General features: G+C 63.4%; 15 protein-coding genes, 1 pseudogene and 2 CRISPR repeat arrays. Of the genes and pseudogenes, 15 read left to right on the top strand and 1 reads right to left on the bottom strand.

The annotated features are described in order from the left end of the window. The first annotated feature begins 7 nt into the window (after window positions 1–7). The 15 genes and pseudogenes from AWB80_RS13320 to cas2e all read left to right on the top strand — a co-directional run bounded on the left by AWB80_RS13320 (window position 8) and on the right by cas2e (window position 14,309). On the top strand, window positions 8–307 hold the full coding sequence (locus tag AWB80_RS13320; protein WP_061175133.1) for a sarcosine oxidase subunit delta: 300 nt from the start codon (window positions 8–10) through the stop codon (window positions 305–307). Next, window positions 304–3,306: a sarcosine oxidase subunit alpha family protein gene (locus tag AWB80_RS13325; RefSeq protein ID WP_061175134.1), complete on the top strand. Its 3,003-nt coding sequence runs from the start codon at window positions 304–306 to the stop codon at window positions 3,304–3,306. The genes AWB80_RS13320 and AWB80_RS13325 overlap by 4 nt, the downstream gene beginning before the upstream one ends. Continuing rightward, on the top strand, window positions 3,296–3,949 hold the full coding sequence (locus AWB80_RS13330) for a sarcosine oxidase subunit gamma (protein ID WP_061175135.1): 654 nt from the start codon (window positions 3,296–3,298) through the stop codon (window positions 3,947–3,949). The genes AWB80_RS13325 and AWB80_RS13330 overlap by 11 nt, the downstream gene beginning before the upstream one ends. Further along, the gene (locus AWB80_RS13335) at window positions 3,946–4,383 is read left to right on the top strand and encodes a dihydroneopterin aldolase (RefSeq protein WP_061175136.1); all 438 of its coding nucleotides are present in this window, start codon (window positions 3,946–3,948) and stop codon (window positions 4,381–4,383) included. The genes AWB80_RS13330 and AWB80_RS13335 overlap by 4 nt, the downstream gene beginning before the upstream one ends. Further along, window positions 4,380–4,640, top strand: coding sequence for a hypothetical protein (locus AWB80_RS13340; RefSeq protein WP_061175137.1), 261 nt, complete (start codon window positions 4,380–4,382; stop codon window positions 4,638–4,640). The genes AWB80_RS13335 and AWB80_RS13340 overlap by 4 nt, the downstream gene beginning before the upstream one ends. Before the next feature lie 62 nt (window positions 4,641–4,702). Continuing rightward, window positions 4,703–5,340: a CRISPR direct-repeat array (repeat unit 28 nt; unit sequence GGTCTATCTCCGCGCACGCGGAGGAACC). Window positions 5,341–5,678: 338 nt separating this feature from the next. Continuing rightward, a pseudogene (locus AWB80_RS44880) lies at window positions 5,679–6,203 on the top strand (HD domain-containing protein); the annotation flags it as partial. Between the two features lie 204 nt (window positions 6,204–6,407). Further along, window positions 6,408–8,213, top strand: coding sequence for a CRISPR-associated helicase Cas3' (cas3, locus tag AWB80_RS13345; RefSeq protein WP_244206498.1), 1,806 nt, complete (start codon window positions 6,408–6,410; stop codon window positions 8,211–8,213). Window positions 8,214–8,222: 9 nt separating this feature from the next. Continuing rightward, on the top strand, window positions 8,223–9,827 hold the full coding sequence (gene casA, locus AWB80_RS13350) for a type I-E CRISPR-associated protein Cse1/CasA (protein ID WP_061175139.1): 1,605 nt from the start codon (window positions 8,223–8,225) through the stop codon (window positions 9,825–9,827). Next, window positions 9,814–10,407 carry a type I-E CRISPR-associated protein Cse2/CasB gene (gene casB, locus AWB80_RS13355; protein ID WP_061175140.1) on the top strand — a complete coding sequence of 198 codons (594 nt, stop codon included), beginning with the start codon at window positions 9,814–9,816 and terminating at the stop codon, window positions 10,405–10,407. Before casA ends, casB begins: the two co-directional genes overlap by 14 nt. Before the next feature lie 51 nt (window positions 10,408–10,458). Further along, the gene (gene cas7e / locus AWB80_RS13360; protein ID WP_061175141.1) at window positions 10,459–11,640 is read left to right on the top strand and encodes a type I-E CRISPR-associated protein Cas7/Cse4/CasC; all 1,182 of its coding nucleotides are present in this window, start codon (window positions 10,459–10,461) and stop codon (window positions 11,638–11,640) included. Between the two features lies 1 nt (window position 11,641). After that, the gene (gene cas5e, locus AWB80_RS13365; RefSeq protein ID WP_061175142.1) at window positions 11,642–12,364 is read left to right on the top strand and encodes a type I-E CRISPR-associated protein Cas5/CasD; all 723 of its coding nucleotides are present in this window, start codon (window positions 11,642–11,644) and stop codon (window positions 12,362–12,364) included. Continuing rightward, entirely contained in the window at window positions 12,361–13,128 is a 768-nt protein-coding gene (cas6e, locus tag AWB80_RS13370) for a type I-E CRISPR-associated protein Cas6/Cse3/CasE (protein WP_061175143.1), read from the top strand. The genes cas5e and cas6e overlap by 4 nt, the downstream gene beginning before the upstream one ends. Before the next feature lie 16 nt (window positions 13,129–13,144). Continuing rightward, window positions 13,145–13,273 carry a hypothetical protein gene (locus AWB80_RS45305; RefSeq protein ID WP_279628651.1) on the top strand — a complete coding sequence of 43 codons (129 nt, stop codon included), beginning with the start codon at window positions 13,145–13,147 and terminating at the stop codon, window positions 13,271–13,273. Between the two features lie 12 nt (window positions 13,274–13,285). Next, window positions 13,286–14,035: a type I-E CRISPR-associated endonuclease Cas1e gene (cas1e, locus tag AWB80_RS13375; protein WP_279628653.1), complete on the top strand. Its 750-nt coding sequence runs from the start codon at window positions 13,286–13,288 to the stop codon at window positions 14,033–14,035. Further along, a complete protein-coding gene (gene cas2e, locus AWB80_RS13380) occupies window positions 14,007–14,309 on the top strand; it encodes a type I-E CRISPR-associated endoribonuclease Cas2e (RefSeq protein WP_061175144.1) in 303 nt (100 codons plus the stop codon). Before cas1e ends, cas2e begins: the two co-directional genes overlap by 29 nt. 88 nt (window positions 14,310–14,397) lie before the next feature. Next, window positions 14,398–15,218: direct repeats of the CRISPR family, unit length 28 nt; unit sequence GGTTCCTCCGCGTGCGCGGAGATAGACC. Window positions 15,219–15,275: 57 nt separating this feature from the next. On the opposite strand, the gene betA is transcribed toward cas2e, so the two are convergent. Beyond that, on the bottom strand, window positions 15,276–16,973 hold the full coding sequence (betA, locus tag AWB80_RS13385; protein WP_061175145.1) for a choline dehydrogenase: 1,698 nt from the start codon (window positions 16,971–16,973) through the stop codon (window positions 15,276–15,278). Between the last annotated feature and the right edge of the window lie 8 nt (window positions 16,974–16,981).

Below are 16,981 nucleotides of genomic sequence, written 5' to 3' on the forward strand. Positions count from 1 at the left end.
AAGAAACATGTTGCTGATCGAATGCCCCTGGTGCGGGCCGCGCGCCGAAACCGAATTCTCCTGCGGCGGCGAAGCGGATATCGCGCGCCCGCTCGACACCGAAAAACTCACCGACCGCGAATGGGGCGACTACCTCTTCATGCGCAAGAACCCGCGCGGCGTGCATCGCGAGCAATGGAACCATGCGCAAGGCTGCCGCCGCTGGTTCAAGGTGCAGCGCGATACCGTCAGTTATGAAATCCAGGGCTACGAGACGTTCGACCGTCCGTTGGCTGTCATGTCCGACAACGGAGGCACGTCGAAATGAGCCAGAAAGACCGACTCGGCATGGGCGGGCGCATCAATCGCGCGATTCCCGTCACCTTCACGTTCAACGGCAAGACGTATCAGGGCTACGAAGGCGACACGCTCGCGTCCGCGCTGCTGGCGAACGGCGAGCACTTCGTCGCGCGTAGCTGGAAGTATCACCGGCCGCGCGGCATCATCACCGCGGGTGTCGAAGAACCGAATGCTGTCGTGCAGCTCGAAACCGGCGCCCATACCGTGCCGAACGCGCGCGCGACCGAAGTGGAGCTGTATCAGGGCCTCGTCGCGCAAAGCGTGAACGCGAAGCCGAACATCGAGAACGATCGCATGGCGGTCAATCAGAAGATCGCCCGCTTCATTCCCGCCGGCTTCTACTACAAGACCTTCATGTGGCCGCGCAAGTTCTGGCCGAAGTACGAAGAAGTCATTCGCGATGCGGCCGGTCTCGGCGAAGCGCCCAAGCATCTCGATGCGGATCGCTACGACAAGTGTTTCGCCCATTGCGACGTGCTCGTGGTCGGTGGTGGTCCGTCGGGTCTCGCGGCGGCGCATGCGGCTGGCTTGTCGGGCGCGCGCGTGATTCTCGTCGACGATCAGCGCGAACTCGGCGGTTCGCTCCTGTCGTGCCGCGCGGAGATCGATGGCAAGCCCGCGCTCCAATGGGTACAGAAGATCGAAGCCGAACTGCGCAAGATGCCCGACGTGAAGGTTCTCTCGCGCAGCACGGCGTTCGGTTATCAGGATCACAACCTCGTTACGATCACGCAGCGTCTGACGGAGCACTTGCCCGTGTCGAGGCGCGAGGGCACGCGCGAACTGATGTGGAAGGTGCGCGCCAAACGCGTGGTGCTCGCGACCGGCGCGCACGAGCGTCCGATCGTGTTCGGCAACAACGATCTGCCGGGCATCATGCTGGCGTCGGCCGTGTCGACGTATCTGCATCGCTATGCGGTGCTGCCGGGCCGCAGCGCGGTCGTGTTCACGAACAACGACGACGCGTATCAATGCGCGCTCGATCTGAAGACGGCAGGCGCCGACGTGACCGTCGTCGACCCGCGTCCGGCCGAATCGAAGGGCGCATTGCCGGCAGCCGCACGCCGCTATGGCGTGCGCGTGATGAACAACGCGGTGATCACGGCGGCGCGCGGCAAGCTGCGCGTCGCGTCGGTGGAAGTGGCTTCGTACGCGAAGGGCCAGGTCGGGCAGAAGCAGACGGAACTGCAATGCGATCTGATCGCGATGTCGGGCGGCTGGAGCCCGGTGCTTCACCTGTTCGCGCAATCGGGCGGCAAGGCGCACTGGCACGACGAGAAAGCCTGCTTCGTCCCCGGCAAGGCGATGCAACCGGAGAGCAGCGTCGGCGCATGCGCGGGCGAGTTCTCGCTGGCGCGCGGCATTCGTCACGGCGTCGATGCGGGCGCGGACGCGGCGCGCGCGGCGGGTCATATCGTCGCGAAGCCCAATTCCGTGCAGGTCGCTGAAATCGTCGAGGCGCCGATGTTGCCGCTGTGGATCGTCGGCAACAAGGACCTGTCGACGCGCGGCCCGAAGCAGTTCGTCGATTTCCAGAACGATGTGTCCGCGGCGGACATCTATCTCGCCGCGCGTGAAGGCTTCGAATCCGTCGAGCACGTGAAGCGTTATACGGCGATGGGCTTCGGCACCGATCAGGGCAAGCTCGGCAACATCAACGGCATGGCGATTCTCGCGCAGGCGCTCGGCAAGACGATTCCCGAGACCGGCACGACGACGTTCCGCCCGAACTACACGCCTGTCACCTTCGGCACCTTCGCGGGCCGCGAGCTGGGCGAGTTCCTCGATCCGGTGCGCAAGACCGCGATCCACGAATGGCACGTCGAGAACGGCGCGATGTTCGAGGACGTCGGCAACTGGAAGCGTCCGTGGTACTACCCGAAGGCGGGTGAGGACATGCACGCGGCCGTCGCGCGCGAATCGCTGGCGGTGCGTCAGAGCGTGGGCATTCTCGATGCATCGACGCTTGGCAAGATCGACATTCAGGGTCCGGATTCGGCGAAGCTCTTGAACTGGATGTACACGAATCCGTGGAGCAAGCTCGAAGTGGGCAAGTGCCGCTACGGTCTGATGCTCGACGAAAACGGCATGATCTTCGACGACGGCGTCACCGTGCGTCTCGGCGAACAGCACTACATGATGACGACGACCACCGGCGGCGCGGCGCGCGTGCTGACGTGGCTCGAACGCTGGCTGCAGACCGAATGGCCCGACATGCGCGTGCGTCTCGCCTCCGTGACGGACCATTGGGCGACCTTCGCGGTCGTCGGCCCGAACAGCCGCAAGGTGCTGCAGAAGGTGTGTCAGGACATCGACTTCGCGAACGCGGCGTTCCCGTTCATGAGCTATCGCGATGGCACGGTGGCGGGCGCATCGGCGCGTGTGATGCGTATCAGTTTCTCGGGCGAGCTCGCGTATGAAGTGAACGTGCCGGCCAACGTCGGACGCGCGGTGTGGGAAGCGCTCATGGTCGCGGGCGCGGAATTCGACATCACGCCGTACGGCACGGAAACGATGCACGTGTTGCGCGCGGAGAAGGGCTACATCATCGTCGGCCAGGATACGGATGGTTCGATGACGCCCTACGACCTCGGCATGGGCGGTCTCGTCGCGAAGTCGAAGGACTTCCTCGGCAAGCGTTCGCTGACGCGTTCGGATACGGCGAAGCAGGGGCGCAAGCAGTTCGTCGGCCTGCTCACCGATGATCCTTCGCACGTGCTTCCGGAAGGCGCGCAGATCGTCGCGGGTCCGTTCCAGGGCGACACCGCGCCGATGCTCGGCCATGTCACGTCGAGCTACTACAGCCCTATTCTGAAGCGCTCGATTGCGCTGGCCGTCGTGAAGGGCGGTCTCGAGAAGATCGGCGAATCGGTCATGATTCCGCTCGCGAACGGCAAGCGGGTCAACGCAAAAATCACCAGTTCGGTGTTCTACGACAGCGAAGGAGCACGTCAGCATGTTGAATGAGATCAAAGGTTCCTCGACGGTCGTCGATCGCGCAATCAGCGGACAAGGTGTGTGGCAGGAGTCCCCGCTCGTCGGCGCCGATGCGTTGATGAAAGCGCATCAGAGCGGCTCGCCGAAAGCATTTCGTCTGACGGAGCGGCCGTTTCTCGCACTCGTGAACGTGCGCGGCGATACGCGCGATGCGGCCTTCGCGAAGTCGGTGCAGAGCGTGATCGGCTGCACGCCGCCCGAGAAGCCGAATACGATCGCGCGCGGCAACGGTTACACGATGCTGTGGCTCGGCCCCGATGAATGGCTCGTACATTCCGATACGGCGCACGACGCCTCGCGTCCCGCGCCGCTCGAAGCGAAGTTGCGCGATGCGTTCGTCGGGCAGTTCTCGGCGGCGGTGGATATCGGCAGCGGTTATACGGTGCTCGAAATCGATGGCCCGAAGACGCGCGAATTGCTTTCGCGCGGCTGTCCGCTCGATCTTCATCCGAAGATGTTCGGTGAAGGGCAGTGCGCGCAGAGCCATTTCTTCAAGGCGTCGATCACGCTCGTGCCGCTCGGCGGCGATCGCTTCGAGATCATCGTGCGCCGCAGCTTCGCCGATTACTTCGTGAAGATCATGCTCGACGCCGCCGAGCCGCTGCTCTCATGAAGCCTTTCGAACCGCTCGAAGCAGGTGGGCAGGGCTGGCGCGTGATCGTCGACGAGTTGATCGTGAAGACGCGCGTCGGACTGTACGAGCATGAGCATGAAGGGCCGCAACCGGTGTGCATCGATGCGAGTCTGCGGTATCGCGGCATGCCGCATGAATCGGGCGATGGGTTGATCGATTATGAGGCGTGGTGCAATCGGGTGAGCGCGTTTCTCGAGACGAAGGGGCATACGCGGTTGCTCGAGACGCTTGCGGTCGAGGTTGCCGCGCTGTCGTTCGATGAGTGGCCCGCGCTCGATGCGCTCACGCTCGTGCTGCACAAGCCGAAGATTCGTGAAGGGACGAAGCGGCTTGGGCTCGAACTCGACTGGCGGCGCGCGGATTACGACGCGTGGCGGTTGAACGCCGCCGCGCAACATGCGTCCGTGCGATGAATGCGTCGCGCGATGTTGCCGCGCAGCTTTCCGAACGTGCCTGCAAGAAGCACGATGCGGGTGCGGCGCTCGCGTTGCTCGATCGGAGCATTGCGTTGAAGCATCGGCGTATTGCGTTGATTCGATATCTGCACGCGCAGTATCTGGATGCGCCGTTGGAGGCGCGGCATCATGAGTATGTGAAGGCGGTTGCGGCGCGGTTGAGCGTGGAGGCGGTGATGCGGGTTGTGAAAGCGGCGCGGGTGCGGTTTGAGTGATGGTTGGGCTCCGCGAGGGCGGAGGTAACGCGTCTGCGCCTTCCGGGGCCGCGTTCTTCGGTGGGCGATCTCCGCGTACGGGGAGGAACCGATGTAAGCAGCCCGAAATCGCTTGCTCATGGGGGTCTATCTTCGCGTACGCGGAGGAACCTCCTGCCGCGCTTCCTCGTAGCGATAGGCGTAGGGTCTATCTCCGCGTATGCGGAGGAACCCAGTCCTCATAGTCGATCAGCGCGCCGTACCGGGGTCTATCTCCGCGTACGCGGAGGAACCTCGGACCAGTAGCTGGGATTGATGTAGCGCTTGGGTCTATCTCCGCGCACGCGGAGGAACCACACCTTCGCCCCAGAACTGACCGGGCAGCTTGGGTCTATCTCCGCGCACGCGGAGGAACTAGTCAGAACACGGTCGCGTCGATGGTCGACAAGGGTCTATCTCCGCGCACCCGGAGGAACCCCGTCCACGAGGTAACCGGGCGTCGTGGTAGTCGGTCTATCTCCGCGCACGCGGAGGAACCCAGGTGCGACATGTAATTCTCGACCGTCTGAGGGGTCTATCTCCGCGCACGCGGAGGAACCCGTGATCGCGCTCGGCTGATGGGACGCGCGGCAGGTCTATCTCCGCGCACGCGGAGGAACCTTGTATCAGCGCGTCTTTAAACCATGTATACAGGGTCTATCTCCGCGCACGCGGAGGAACCTCTACCCACTATCTTCGTGATTTAAAAGAACAAACGATCAATTCGATGTTCTGAACTGTCCTCGCGGTCGAGAGTATGTCGACCCACCCCCCTGCTGTCAAACATCCGAACCCGCGCTGGAAACTCAGCGAAATCGTATGGCAGTGCGCAAGGCATTCGCGTTAAAAATAGGTATCCAAAATAAAGAATCGCTGCCTGAAATCTCCCATACGAGGCAAGTGCATGCGATCTGACAGCGCATGCAATCAAAAGCAAACAAAATCGGTACTTTCGCTGCCTGGGGCAAGCGTCCGCGAGACGGCGACGAGCACTCGCCCTTTCATCCGCTTTGCGATCACATGCTGGATGTGGCGGCATGCTTCATGGAGATCGCGCATTGCGGGCGCATTCACGCTGCCCTGTGCGCCGCCGCTGGCCGGCCATTGAGCGAGCAGGATATCGAGCGCCTTGCCGCGCTTGCCTATCTGCACGACTTCGGAAAAGCCAACAGCGGCTTTCAGGCGAAACGATGGAAAGGTCCCGCGCCGCGCGAATGGCCCCAAAAGACGGGACACGGTGCCGAGGCCCTCTACGCGTTCGGCTGCGGTGAAGCACTGCTTTCGGGACTGCGCATGGAAGCGATTTGGGACTGGGGCGGTGGTGTCGAAGAACTTCTGCTTGCGAGCCTGGGCCACCACGGTCGTCCCGTCCAGGAGCCATCGAGAGTCGATCCACTGATATGGCAGCCCGTGCGTGATGCCGCCGGTCGCGAAATGTACAGTCCTGCAAACGCGCTGAAAGAAATCGGCAATGCCTTGCGTCGGCATTTTCCATTCGCATTCAACCCGGGTGGCGAGCCGCTGCCATCCAGGCCTGCTTTCATTCATCTGTTCGCAGGCCTCGTGCAATTGGCCGACTGGCTTGGCTCGGACCTGTCCTTCTTCGAATACAGTTCGCCGGGCTCCGAGCGAAGGCTGGAAGACACGCGCGATCGGGCTTCGAAGGCGGTTGGCGCCATAGGACTCGAGACGTCCGCGCTTCGCGAGCAGTTGATTCGCGAGGGATTCTCTTTCCAGTCCGCTTTCGGAATGAAGGCGCCACACCCGGCTCAAAGCGCGCTCGGCGAGAAAGACCTCGGCCCGCTTCTCATACTCGAATCGGAAACGGGCAGTGGCAAGACGGAAGCCGCGCTGTGGCGCTTCGCGAAGCTGTTCGAGGCCGGCAAGGTCGATTCGCTGTACTTTGCGCTGCCGACGCGAGTGGCCGCCGCGCAGGTTTATGAGCGTGTCCGTGCGTTCGTCGCGCGTCTTTGGCCGACGAACGCGCCGGTCGTCGTGCGCGCGCTGCCGGGCTATGAAAGCGCGGATGGCAATGTGAAGGAAGCGGCTTTGCCGGACTTTCAGGTTCTTTGGACCGATCACCCCGACGATGCAACAGCGCACCAGCGCTGGGCCGCCGAGTCGCCGAAGCGCTTTCTCGCGGCGACGATCGCCGTAGGCACGATCGATCAGGCGTTGCTCGCCGCGCTGAAGGTGCGCCATGCGCATCTGCGTCACGCGACGCTTTGCCGGTCCTTGCTGGTCGTCGACGAAGTTCACGCCTCCGACACCTATATGTCGCAAGTGTTGGAGCAACTCCTGAAAGCGCATCACGCGACGGGCGGCCATGCGCTGCTTTTGTCCGCCACGCTCGGTTCGAGTCAGCGCGCGCGGTTTCAGGGCATCACAAGCGGAGGCCGGGAAGTCGCAGCTCTCGGCATCGAGGAGGCAGTTGGATCGCCATACCCCGCGCTCACGGATGGTGCAATCGTTCAAGCATTGCCGACCTCAGGCGAGCCCAAAACGGTCCACTGGCAAACTCTCAACGCAATCGACGACCACGAGCGCATCGCCCGCCTCGCATTCGATGCCGCGAAACAAGGCGCGCGCGTATTGATCATCCGCAACACCGTGCCGGCCGCGATTGCGACGCAAAAGGCGGTGGAAGCGTTGGTCAACGCATCCGGCGATCGCGCATGGCTGTTCGATCACAATGGCATCCCAACGCTGCATCACAGCCGCTTCAGCCGACAGGACCGGCCGCATCTCGATGCGCGCGTCGAAGAGCGCGTCGGCAAAGTGCGCGAGCCCATGCAGGCGTGCATCGTCGTCGGCACGCAGACGCTGGAGCAAAGCCTCGATATCGACGCGGACATGCTCATCACGGATATCTGTCCGATGGACGTGCTGTTGCAGCGCATCGGCCGGTTGCATCGACACGAGCGCAAGAAGCACGAGCGGCCGGTGGGTCTTCGGCAAGCGCGCGCATGGGTACTGATACCTGAGAGCGGTTCATTTGAAGCCTGTCTCGAGAAGCCGCGTAACGGCCTCGGGCGGCTGAAAGATGGCGGCGGCGTCTATCCAGACTTGCGCATGATCGAAGCGACGCGCCGCCTGATCTGCGCGCAACCCAGCCGCGAGATTCCGCGTGAAAACCGCTCGCTGGTGGAACGCGCCACCCATCCCGATTGCCTGCGCGCGATACAGCAGGAACTCGGCGCCTCGTGGGAGCAACTGTCGCAACAACTTGAGGGCGGCAAGAGTGCTGAGCGAGTCATCGCGCGAGACCATGCGCTTCCGTATGACACGCGATTCGACAAACTCGCATTCCCGGACGGCGAAGAGCGCGTCGCCACCCGTCTCGGCGCGGCCGATCGTCTCGTCGAGTTCGATCCGCCCGAGCGTGGGCCATTCGGCACGGACGTGCACCAGATCGCCATCCGGCATCACATGCTGCCACGCGGGCTTGACGCAGACGCGAAGCCGGCTTCGATCGTTCGCTTTGACGGCGGTTTCGAATTTGGGCTGGGCACGGCTCGCTATTCGTATAGCCGGTTCGGTATCGAGAAGATCTAGAGCCCTTTCATGCACATCCAATTCAGCTTGCTCGATCACGCGCTGATCCGCTACCGGACCAGCAATCGACAGGAACGGCACGCAACGTTGCCGGAACTGCTGGCCGCCTTCAACGATGACGAAGTGCGCGATTTTCCCGCGCTGCGTCCACATCAGCGTCATCCGTGGCATGCGTTTCTCGTGCAGCTTGCGGCGATCGCGCTTCATGCGGCGAAGCGTGAGACGCCTTTCGAAACCGCCGGCGAATGGCGCGCGGCCCTGCTTGCATTGACGCCCGAGGATAGCGACCGCGCGGCGTTCGCGCTCGTCACGCCGGACGAACGTCCCGCGTTTTTGCAGGCGCCGTGCGAGCGTGAGGCGTCGCGCAAGTGGAACAAGCGGATCACGACGCCCGATGCGCTCGATATGCTGGTGACATCGCGAAATCACGATCTCAAGGCACAACGCATGATTCATGCACAGGCCGAGGACTGGATCTACGCGCTCGTCAGCTTGCAGACACAAGAGGGCTTTCTCGGCGCGGGCAACTACGGCATTTCGCGAATGAACGGCGGTTTCTCCAGTCGTCCGGCGTTCGGCGTGGTGCCGGTCGGGCACTGGGGGAAGCGCTGGGCGCGCGACGTGCAAGTTCTGCTGCGCAACCGCGACAGGCTCGTCGAGCGCCTCGAACTGAAGGACGAAGGCGGCATCGCGCTCGTCTGGCTTCGGCCCTGGGATGGCGCGAGCAGCCTTTCCTTTGCCGAACTCGATCCCTTCTACATCGAAGTGTGCCGGCGCGTGCGCTTGCAGGCGCAAGGCGATACGCTCGGCGCAATCGCCACGACCAGCAAGGTTGTGCGCATCGCCGCGAAGGAACGTTGCGGCAATACGGGCGATGCCTGGACGCCGGTCAGCGCTGCCGAGCGCAAGGCGCTGTCGATCACGGGGAAAGGCTTCGACTACACGCTCGCGAGCACACTCGCGTTCTCGCAAAGCAAATTCACGCCGACTATTGCGCGCGAGCTGTCGGACGACGACGGAAACGAAGGCTTGTTCATCCTCGCTCAAGGTATTGCGCGCGGTCAGGGGAAGACCGAGGGGTATCACGAAAGGCGCATTCCCATCACGAAGAAGATGCGCGATCTGATGCTGCGACGAAATAGCGACGAGATAGCCGAGGCGGCGAAAGAGCGCATCGAGGCCATCAGCGATGTCCGCAAGACGTTGTGGAGCGCGTTGTGCGCGCTCCTGGGCAACGGCGCTCAGAGCGTGAGCGACGACACCAAGAACAAGGCCAACCGATTTTCAAAAACGTTCGAGCAGGAAGAAGACCGGCGCTTCTTCAACGATCTCAGCAAGGAAATCGAAGCCGACGACAGAATCGTCGAGCACGACCAATGGCTTTGCGCGCTCGTCGATCGCGCTGATGCCGCATTGGAGCAAGCATTCATCGCGGGACCGCGCAGTGCGGAACGTATTTATCGCGCACGAGGCGCGGCGCTTTCGCGCTTTCATGGTGGCCTGCGTTCCGCGAAGGCGCCACCCCGAATCGCTCGCGTGTTGAAACAGCGCGATGAAGCGCGTAAGGCCGCGCGATCCAAATCGTTCGAAGAGGTTTCAGATGTCCCAAATTGAAGACGTCGCGCCGCGAACATGGCGCGTCTCGGGCAATCAGGCGCAAGCGCTCGCCCATTTCATCGAAGCCGGAAAACAAGGCGAAGGCGCGCTGAAGGCGGACCATGTGGCGCTCAAGCGTCTCAACCCGGATGCCGAATCGCTTACCGTGCAACAGATTGCCGCCCTCACGCGGGCATTGCGGCGCGCGAAAGTGGATTGCGAGCAATTGAGCGTCGAGGGCTGGAAGCGATGGGCCGTGATCGTGAACGGCATCGCCCTGACGGGCCATCACATCTCGAAGAAAGGCGAGGAAAAAGCGAATGGGCGATTCGGATTTCAGTTGAGGCGCGCGGGCGTGTCCGATGCGCGCGTCAACCGGCTTTTCAACGCGCGCGGCGATGCGTTCTTCCCGCTCTTGCAGCGTGTTCTTCGCCTGATGCAAAGCCGGAAGGTCGAGCCGAACTGGGCCGAGCTGGGCACGTTCGTCCTCAACGAAGGTGCGGAACATGCCAGGGGCGAGCGCTGGGCAGAAGCATCGCGCATCAGGTTTGTCCAGGACTACACGAACGCCAAACCCGAAAGCGCCCAAAGGCCATGACCGCCCGCGCACCGAAGCACGCCTACTCAATCAGCAATAGAAGGACCGAACATGACTCACCCGCGCTTCATCCAGATCCACACACTGCAAGGCTACTCCGCCGCGCTCCTCAATCGTGACGATGCAGGCCTCGCCAAACGCCTCCCGATGGGCGATGCCGTCCGCACGCGTATTTCGTCACAATGCCTCAAGCGGCACTGGCGCACGGCGGACGATCATCATGCGCTCGCGAGGCTCGGCGTGCCGATGGCCGTTCGCTCGCGTATCACGCTCACGATGATCCGGGATGAGCTCATCAAACAGGATGTGCCGGAGCGCCTCGCTCAGACCGCAGCCGAAGCCTTGCGCGATGCAGGCCTGCTAGACAAAGGTGGAAAGAAGCTCAAAGGAAAGGATGCGCTGGAAACCGGACAGGCCGTTTTGCTTGGCAAAACGGAAATCGACTACCTCGTGCAGCGCTGCGCGACGCTGGCGCGAGAGTGTCAGGACGAAGCTGCGTTGACCTCCGCAGTGGCCGGTTTTCTCAAGGATGAGAAGGCGAACATCGAAGCGCTCAAGCACGGCAGCGGGCTCGAAGCGGCGCTCTTTGGTCGCATGGTTACATCGGATGTGCTCGCATCGCGCGATGCCGCCGTGTATGTCGCGCACGCGTTTACCGTCCACGAGGCGCAGGTGGAGAACGACTATTTCACCGTCGTCGACGATCTTTTGAGGGAAACCGGCGAACGCGGCTCCGCGGGCATCTTCGACACTGAACTCGCGTCGGGTCTTTACTATGGTTACGTCGTCGTGGACGTGCCGCAACTGGTGGCGAATCTCGAGGGCATCGGCATGGCCGAGTGCTTCGACGCGCATCCCGAACGACGCGAACTGGCGGGACAGGTCGTCAACAGCCTGCTGCATCTGATCGCGACCGTCAGTCCGGGCGCGAAGCGTGGTTCGACCGCGCCGTTCGGTCACGCGAGCCTGATGCTTATCGAAACGGGCGACTGGCAGCCGCGCAGTCTCGCGGGCGCGTTCGAAACGGCGCTGAAGTTGAAGGGCGCGAATATCCGCGAGCAGGCGATCCGGCAACTCGCGCGCGAAATCGAAAAGCACGACTCGGCGTACGGCGCGCCGCTGGATCGACGGTATCTCGCGCTCGATGATGAGACGCCGATGCCGAAAGCTCAGCGCCTCCCGCTCGATCAACTCGGCAAGTGGGTTCAGACTCGCATCGTCGAAGGAGCGTGACATGTCCCGACATCTGCTGATGCGCTTGCGCGCGCCGCTCGTGGCGTTCGGCGGCGAAACGATCGACAGTTACGGCGTGATCCGCGACTTCCCGGCGCTGTCGATGGTGACCGGCCTGATCGCCTGTGCGCTCGGTTACGATCGCGGCGACTTCGCGTTGCACGACCGCTTGCAGGCGCGCATCGTGATGGGCACGCGGATCGATGCCGGCGGCGCGCGGCTCGTCGACTTTCAGACGGCGCAACTCAACAGGCGCGACGAGGCGTGGACGACGCATCGCGAGCCCGAGACGCGTCAGGGCGGCGAGGACTCGTACAAGAGCCCGCACTTGCGTCATCGCGAGTATCACGCGGGTCTCGACGCGCTCGTCGCCATTCGGCTCGAACCGGCCAACGAGCAACCGACGCTCGATGACGTCGCGCTCGCGCTGGATCGGCCGAAGCGTCCGCTTTTCATCGGCCGCAAGCCGTGTCTGCCGACGACGCGCGTGTTCATCGACATGATCGATGCCGACCACGTGCTCGGCGCGCTGCAACAGGCGCTCGCGCCCGAGCTGCCCGATTTCCGCTTTCAGTGGCCCGAAGGCGAAGGCACGCTGCCTCATTCGCAATGGCGTGATGTCTGCGACGAACGCAACTGGCGAACCGGGGTTCATGGCGGATGGCGGCGCGTGCTCGAGGGTAGCGGCCCGTGTGCATCGAACTCGCTGGAATTATCCGCATGACCGCCTTCAACCTGATGCACTGTCAGCCCGATTCGCGCAAGCTCGTGTTGTGGGCTGCGCGGCAAGGCTGGCTGCCGGCGGGCGGCGATCTCGGCTATGCGTTGCATGCGGCGCTCCATCGCGTGTTCGGTGAGCGTGTGCCGAAGCCTTTTTACTTTCGTGATGCGCGCGCGGGCCTCCTGGCCTACACGCGAAGTTCGGCCGAAGAACTGCACGAGGCGGCTGCATTGTGTGCTGCGCCCGATCTGGCCGATGCGTTGGGTCTCGACGCAGGTCCGCGCAGTCCGGGCCTTGGCGTGCGTGCGTTTCCGCTGCGATGGAGCGCGGGCCGCGAGCTGGGCTTCGAGGTTCGCGTGCGGCCCATGCGCCGCTACAAAGCGGAGGACCGCGAGCACGGGACCGAGCGCGATGCGTATCGCGAACACGAAGCGCGTGTCGAGGATGAGAAGGAGCTTGCGCGCGAGGCTGTCTATGCGCAATGGCTCGCCGAACAGTTCGAGGCCACCGGCGCCGCGAAACTGATCGAAGCACGCATGACGCGCTTCCAGCTGACGCCGGTTTTGCGCCGGACACAGTCGAGTGAGCAGCAGGGCGGCGGAGGCCGCAAGGCACGCACGATCATCGGTCCGGATGCCACGTTCAGCGGACACCTGCGCGTCGAGGATACGGAGGCGTTTGCGCGATTGCTCATGCGCGGCGTCGGGCGTCATCGCGCGTTCGGGTTTGGCATGCTGCTGTTGAAGCCGGCGTCGATATCGGCATGAGTTGCGCGACGGGCCCATGCTGAAGGGTCGCCTCGGACTCGACACGTCGCGCGTTCCGCATGCGGATCGTCACGGTCTCGTGTGGCGGAAGCGCGGTGAGTTGAACGTGATCGACGGATGCCTGCATTTCGCGAGCGGGCAATAGCACGTCGATCAGATTCCGCATCAGTCGGTGTCGATGATCTTGCTCGGCCCGGGCAGCAGTGTGACGCACGACGCGCTGCGTCTGCTCGCTCGTCACGGGACGTTGCTCGCGGCGGTGGGCGTCGATGGCGTGCGCACTTACACCGCGCCGCCGTTGATGCCGGACCGTTCGAGCGTCGCGCGCCGGCAGGCGGAGTTGTGGGGCAACCCGCGCAGGCGTTTGAGCGTCGCGCGGCACATGTATGCGTTGCGTCTGGGCGAAGTGCTCCCGCATCGCGATCTCGACACGTTGCGCGGCATTGAGGGCGCGCGCGTGAAGACGATCTATCGGCTGCGGGCGCAGCAGTTCGGCATCGATTGGGACGGGCGTCGTTATGACCGTGCGAACCCCGAGGCCGCCGATCTGCCGAATCAGGCGATCAATCATGCTGCGACGGCGGTGCAGGCGGCGGCCGCCATCGCCGTGCAGGCGCTCGCTGCGATACCGCAGCTCGGGTTCATCCACGAGGATTCGGGGCAGGCGTTCGTGCTCGATATCGCCGATCTCTTTCGCGATGACATCATGCTTTCGATCGCATTCGCCGCCGCGAAGGAAGCGGGGCGGAGCGATCAGACTGTCGACCGACTGGTGCGGCGTGAGGCGGCGCGCGTGTTTCGCAAGAAGGCGGTGATTCCGGCGATGATCGATCGCGTGAAGCAGGTGTTACGGCTGGACGAGAAGCTGGAGGAAAGCGATGGCGCTGGTCGTGGTAGTGACGCGTGATGTCGCGGACCGGTTTCGCGGCTTTCTCGCGTCGGTGATGCTGGAGGTATCGACGGGGGTGTATGTTGCGCCGCGCATGAACAAGGGCGTGCGCGAAAGGACCTGGTCCGTGCTTGCCGATTGGCATGGGAATGAGCCGCGGGGCAGTGTCGTGATGGTGTGGCGGGATTTGGATGCGGTGGGCGGTATCGGGATCGTGCAGCTCGGGGCGGCGTCGCGAGAGCTTGTCGATGTCGATGGGATGTATGTCGTGCGGCGGTTGATGGTGGGGTAGAGGCGCGTTTTGTTCTTTGAAAATTTGGGTTTTGAGATTGGGTGGGAATGGGGGATTTGCTTTTCGGTTCATGGGGTTATGGGGGAGAGGTTCCTCCGCGTGCGCGGAGATAGACCCGGTTTGTTCCATCTTGCTGGCCCTCCTTGGGCGGTTCCTCCGCGTGCGCGGAGATAGACCCCAGCGGCAGAGCGTTTGCAAAGACGGCAATGCGGTTCCTCCGCGTGCGCGGAGATAGACCCGCCCTCCTGATCGCCGCCGCACCAGAGCTGCTGGTTCCTCCGCGTGCGCGGAGATAGACCGCTGGCGGGTAGCTCGAGCAGCGCGAGCAGCTCGGTTCCTCCGCGTGCGCGGAGATAGACCCACGTACACCGTCACGTACGCGGGCGCAGCGTCGGTTCCTCCGCGTGCGCGGAGATAGACCCGTGACATTGACCGGGACTGACGGCTCGGTCTAGGTTCCTCCGCGTGCGCGGAGATAGACCCGCGGGTGTGGCGGCTTATGGCGTCTCGCAGGGGGTTCCTCCGCGTGCGCGGAGATAGACCGAACGAGGCCGGCAAATCGCCCTGGCCGGCGACGGTTCCTCCGCGTGCGCGGAGATAGACCCGCCTTCCGAGCGGTGGGCTTAGCGCGGCGCCCGGTTCCTCCGCGTGCGCGGAGATAGACCCTGCCCGATCAAGGGCGTGCGCGTGTTCGAGGAGGTTCCTCCGCGTGCGCGGAGATAGACCTCCGCAAGCGTAAAGGTTCCGGGGGCTGGTTTCGGTTCCTCCGCGTGCGCGGAGATAGACCCTCGATGACGGCGTTGTGATAGCGATCCTGCACGGTTCCTCCGCGTGCGCGGAGATAGACCGCACGCGCTGGTCTCGGCTTTCCTCGCCAAGCAGGTTCCTCCGCGAACGCGGAGATAGTCCCGCCGCCAAGTGGACTTATCGGCATAGCGTTTCGCTTTCTCCGCCTCAGCGGAGCCACTACGTCACACCCCCCGCCGCGAGTCTCTGCAAACCACGCGCCCTTTTCCCCTCCGCCACGAAGTACGCCGTAGCAACGCGACCCAGCGCCTCCCGCCCCCGAATCCGATCCGCGATCTTCTCCGCCAGCATGATCGTCGGCGCATTGAGATTGCCCGTCGTGATCTGCGGCATGATCGAAGCATCGACGACGCGCAGTCCTTCCATGCCGTGCACGCGTCCTTCTCCATCCACGACAGCCATATCGTCATACCCCATCTTGCAGGAGCACGAAGGGTGATAGGCCGTCTCCGCCTTCGCTCTCACGAACGCATCGAGCTCCGCGTCGCTTTTCAGGTCATCGGAAGGATGCAGCTCTCGCCCGCGATACCGCGCGAGCGCAGGCTGCCGCATGATCTCGCGCGTGATGCGAATCGCATCGCGGAACTCGCGCCAGTCGAGCGGATCGGCCATATAGTTGAAAAGAATGCCCGGATGCGCGTGCGGATCGCGCGACTTGAGCTTCACGCGCCCGCGGCTCGGCGAACGCATCGATCCGACATGCGCCTGGAACCCATGCATCCTGATCGGGTTCGATCCGTTGTAATTGATCGCCACCGGCAGAAAGTGATACTGAATGTTCGGCCAAGGATCGTCATCGCGCGTGCGGATGAACCCGCCCGCTTCGAACTGATTGCTCGCGCCGACGCCCGTCCCGTTCAACAGCCATTCGGCCCCGATCGCCGGCTGATTCCACCACTGCAACGCCGGATACAAGGACACAGGCTCCTTGCATTCGTACTGCATGTACATCTCGAGGTGATCCTGTAAGTTCTCACCGACGCCTGGCAGATCGTGCACCACGGGAATCTCGAACTCCTTCAGCCAGTCCGCCCGCCCCACGCCCGAACGCTGCAACAACTGCGGCGAAGCAATCGCCCCGCTGCACACGAGCACCTCGCGCCGCACATGCGCCGTGACACGCTGCCCGCCATGCAGATACGCAACACCGATCGCCCGCTTGCCCGAGAACAACACGCGGTCGGTCGTTGCATGCGTCACGATCGTGAGATTGCCGCGATGCTTCGCACGATCCAGATACCCGCGCGCCGTGCTCGCACGCCGTCCGTTCGCGGTCACGGTGCGATCCATCGGACCGAAACCTTCCTGCTGGTAGCCGTTCAAGTCTTCGGTGCGCGGATAACCCGCCTGCACGCCGGCCTCGACCATCGCAGCGAAAAGCGGATTGTTGCCGGGCTTGCTCGTCGTCACATGCACGGGACCATCGCCGCCGTGATACGCATTCGGCCCGATATCGCGCGTCTCCGCCTTCCGAAAATACGGCAGACAGTCGAGATAGCTCCAGTCATCGAGCCCCGGCTGCGCGGCCCAGTTATCGTAATCGAGCGCGTTGCCGCGGATATAGCACATGCCGTTGATGAGCGACGATCCACCCAGCCCTTTGCCGCGCCCGCATTCCATGCGACGGTTGTTCATATGCGGCTCGGGCTCGGTTTCATAGGCCCAGTTATAGCGCCGCCCTTGCAGCGGATAAGCCAGCGCCGCAGGCATCTGCGTGCGAAAGTCGAAGCGATAATCCGGCCCGCCCGCTTCGAGCAGCAGCACGGTCACGTCCCCGTCTTCGGTGAGACGGGACGCGAGCACATTGCCCGCCGATCCCGCGCCGACGATGATGTAGTCGTATTCGTTCACGCTCATCGCAAATG

It is taken from the genome of Caballeronia pedi (assembly GCF_001544915.2).
GTDB lineage: Bacteria > Pseudomonadota > Gammaproteobacteria > Burkholderiales > Burkholderiaceae > Caballeronia > Caballeronia pedi.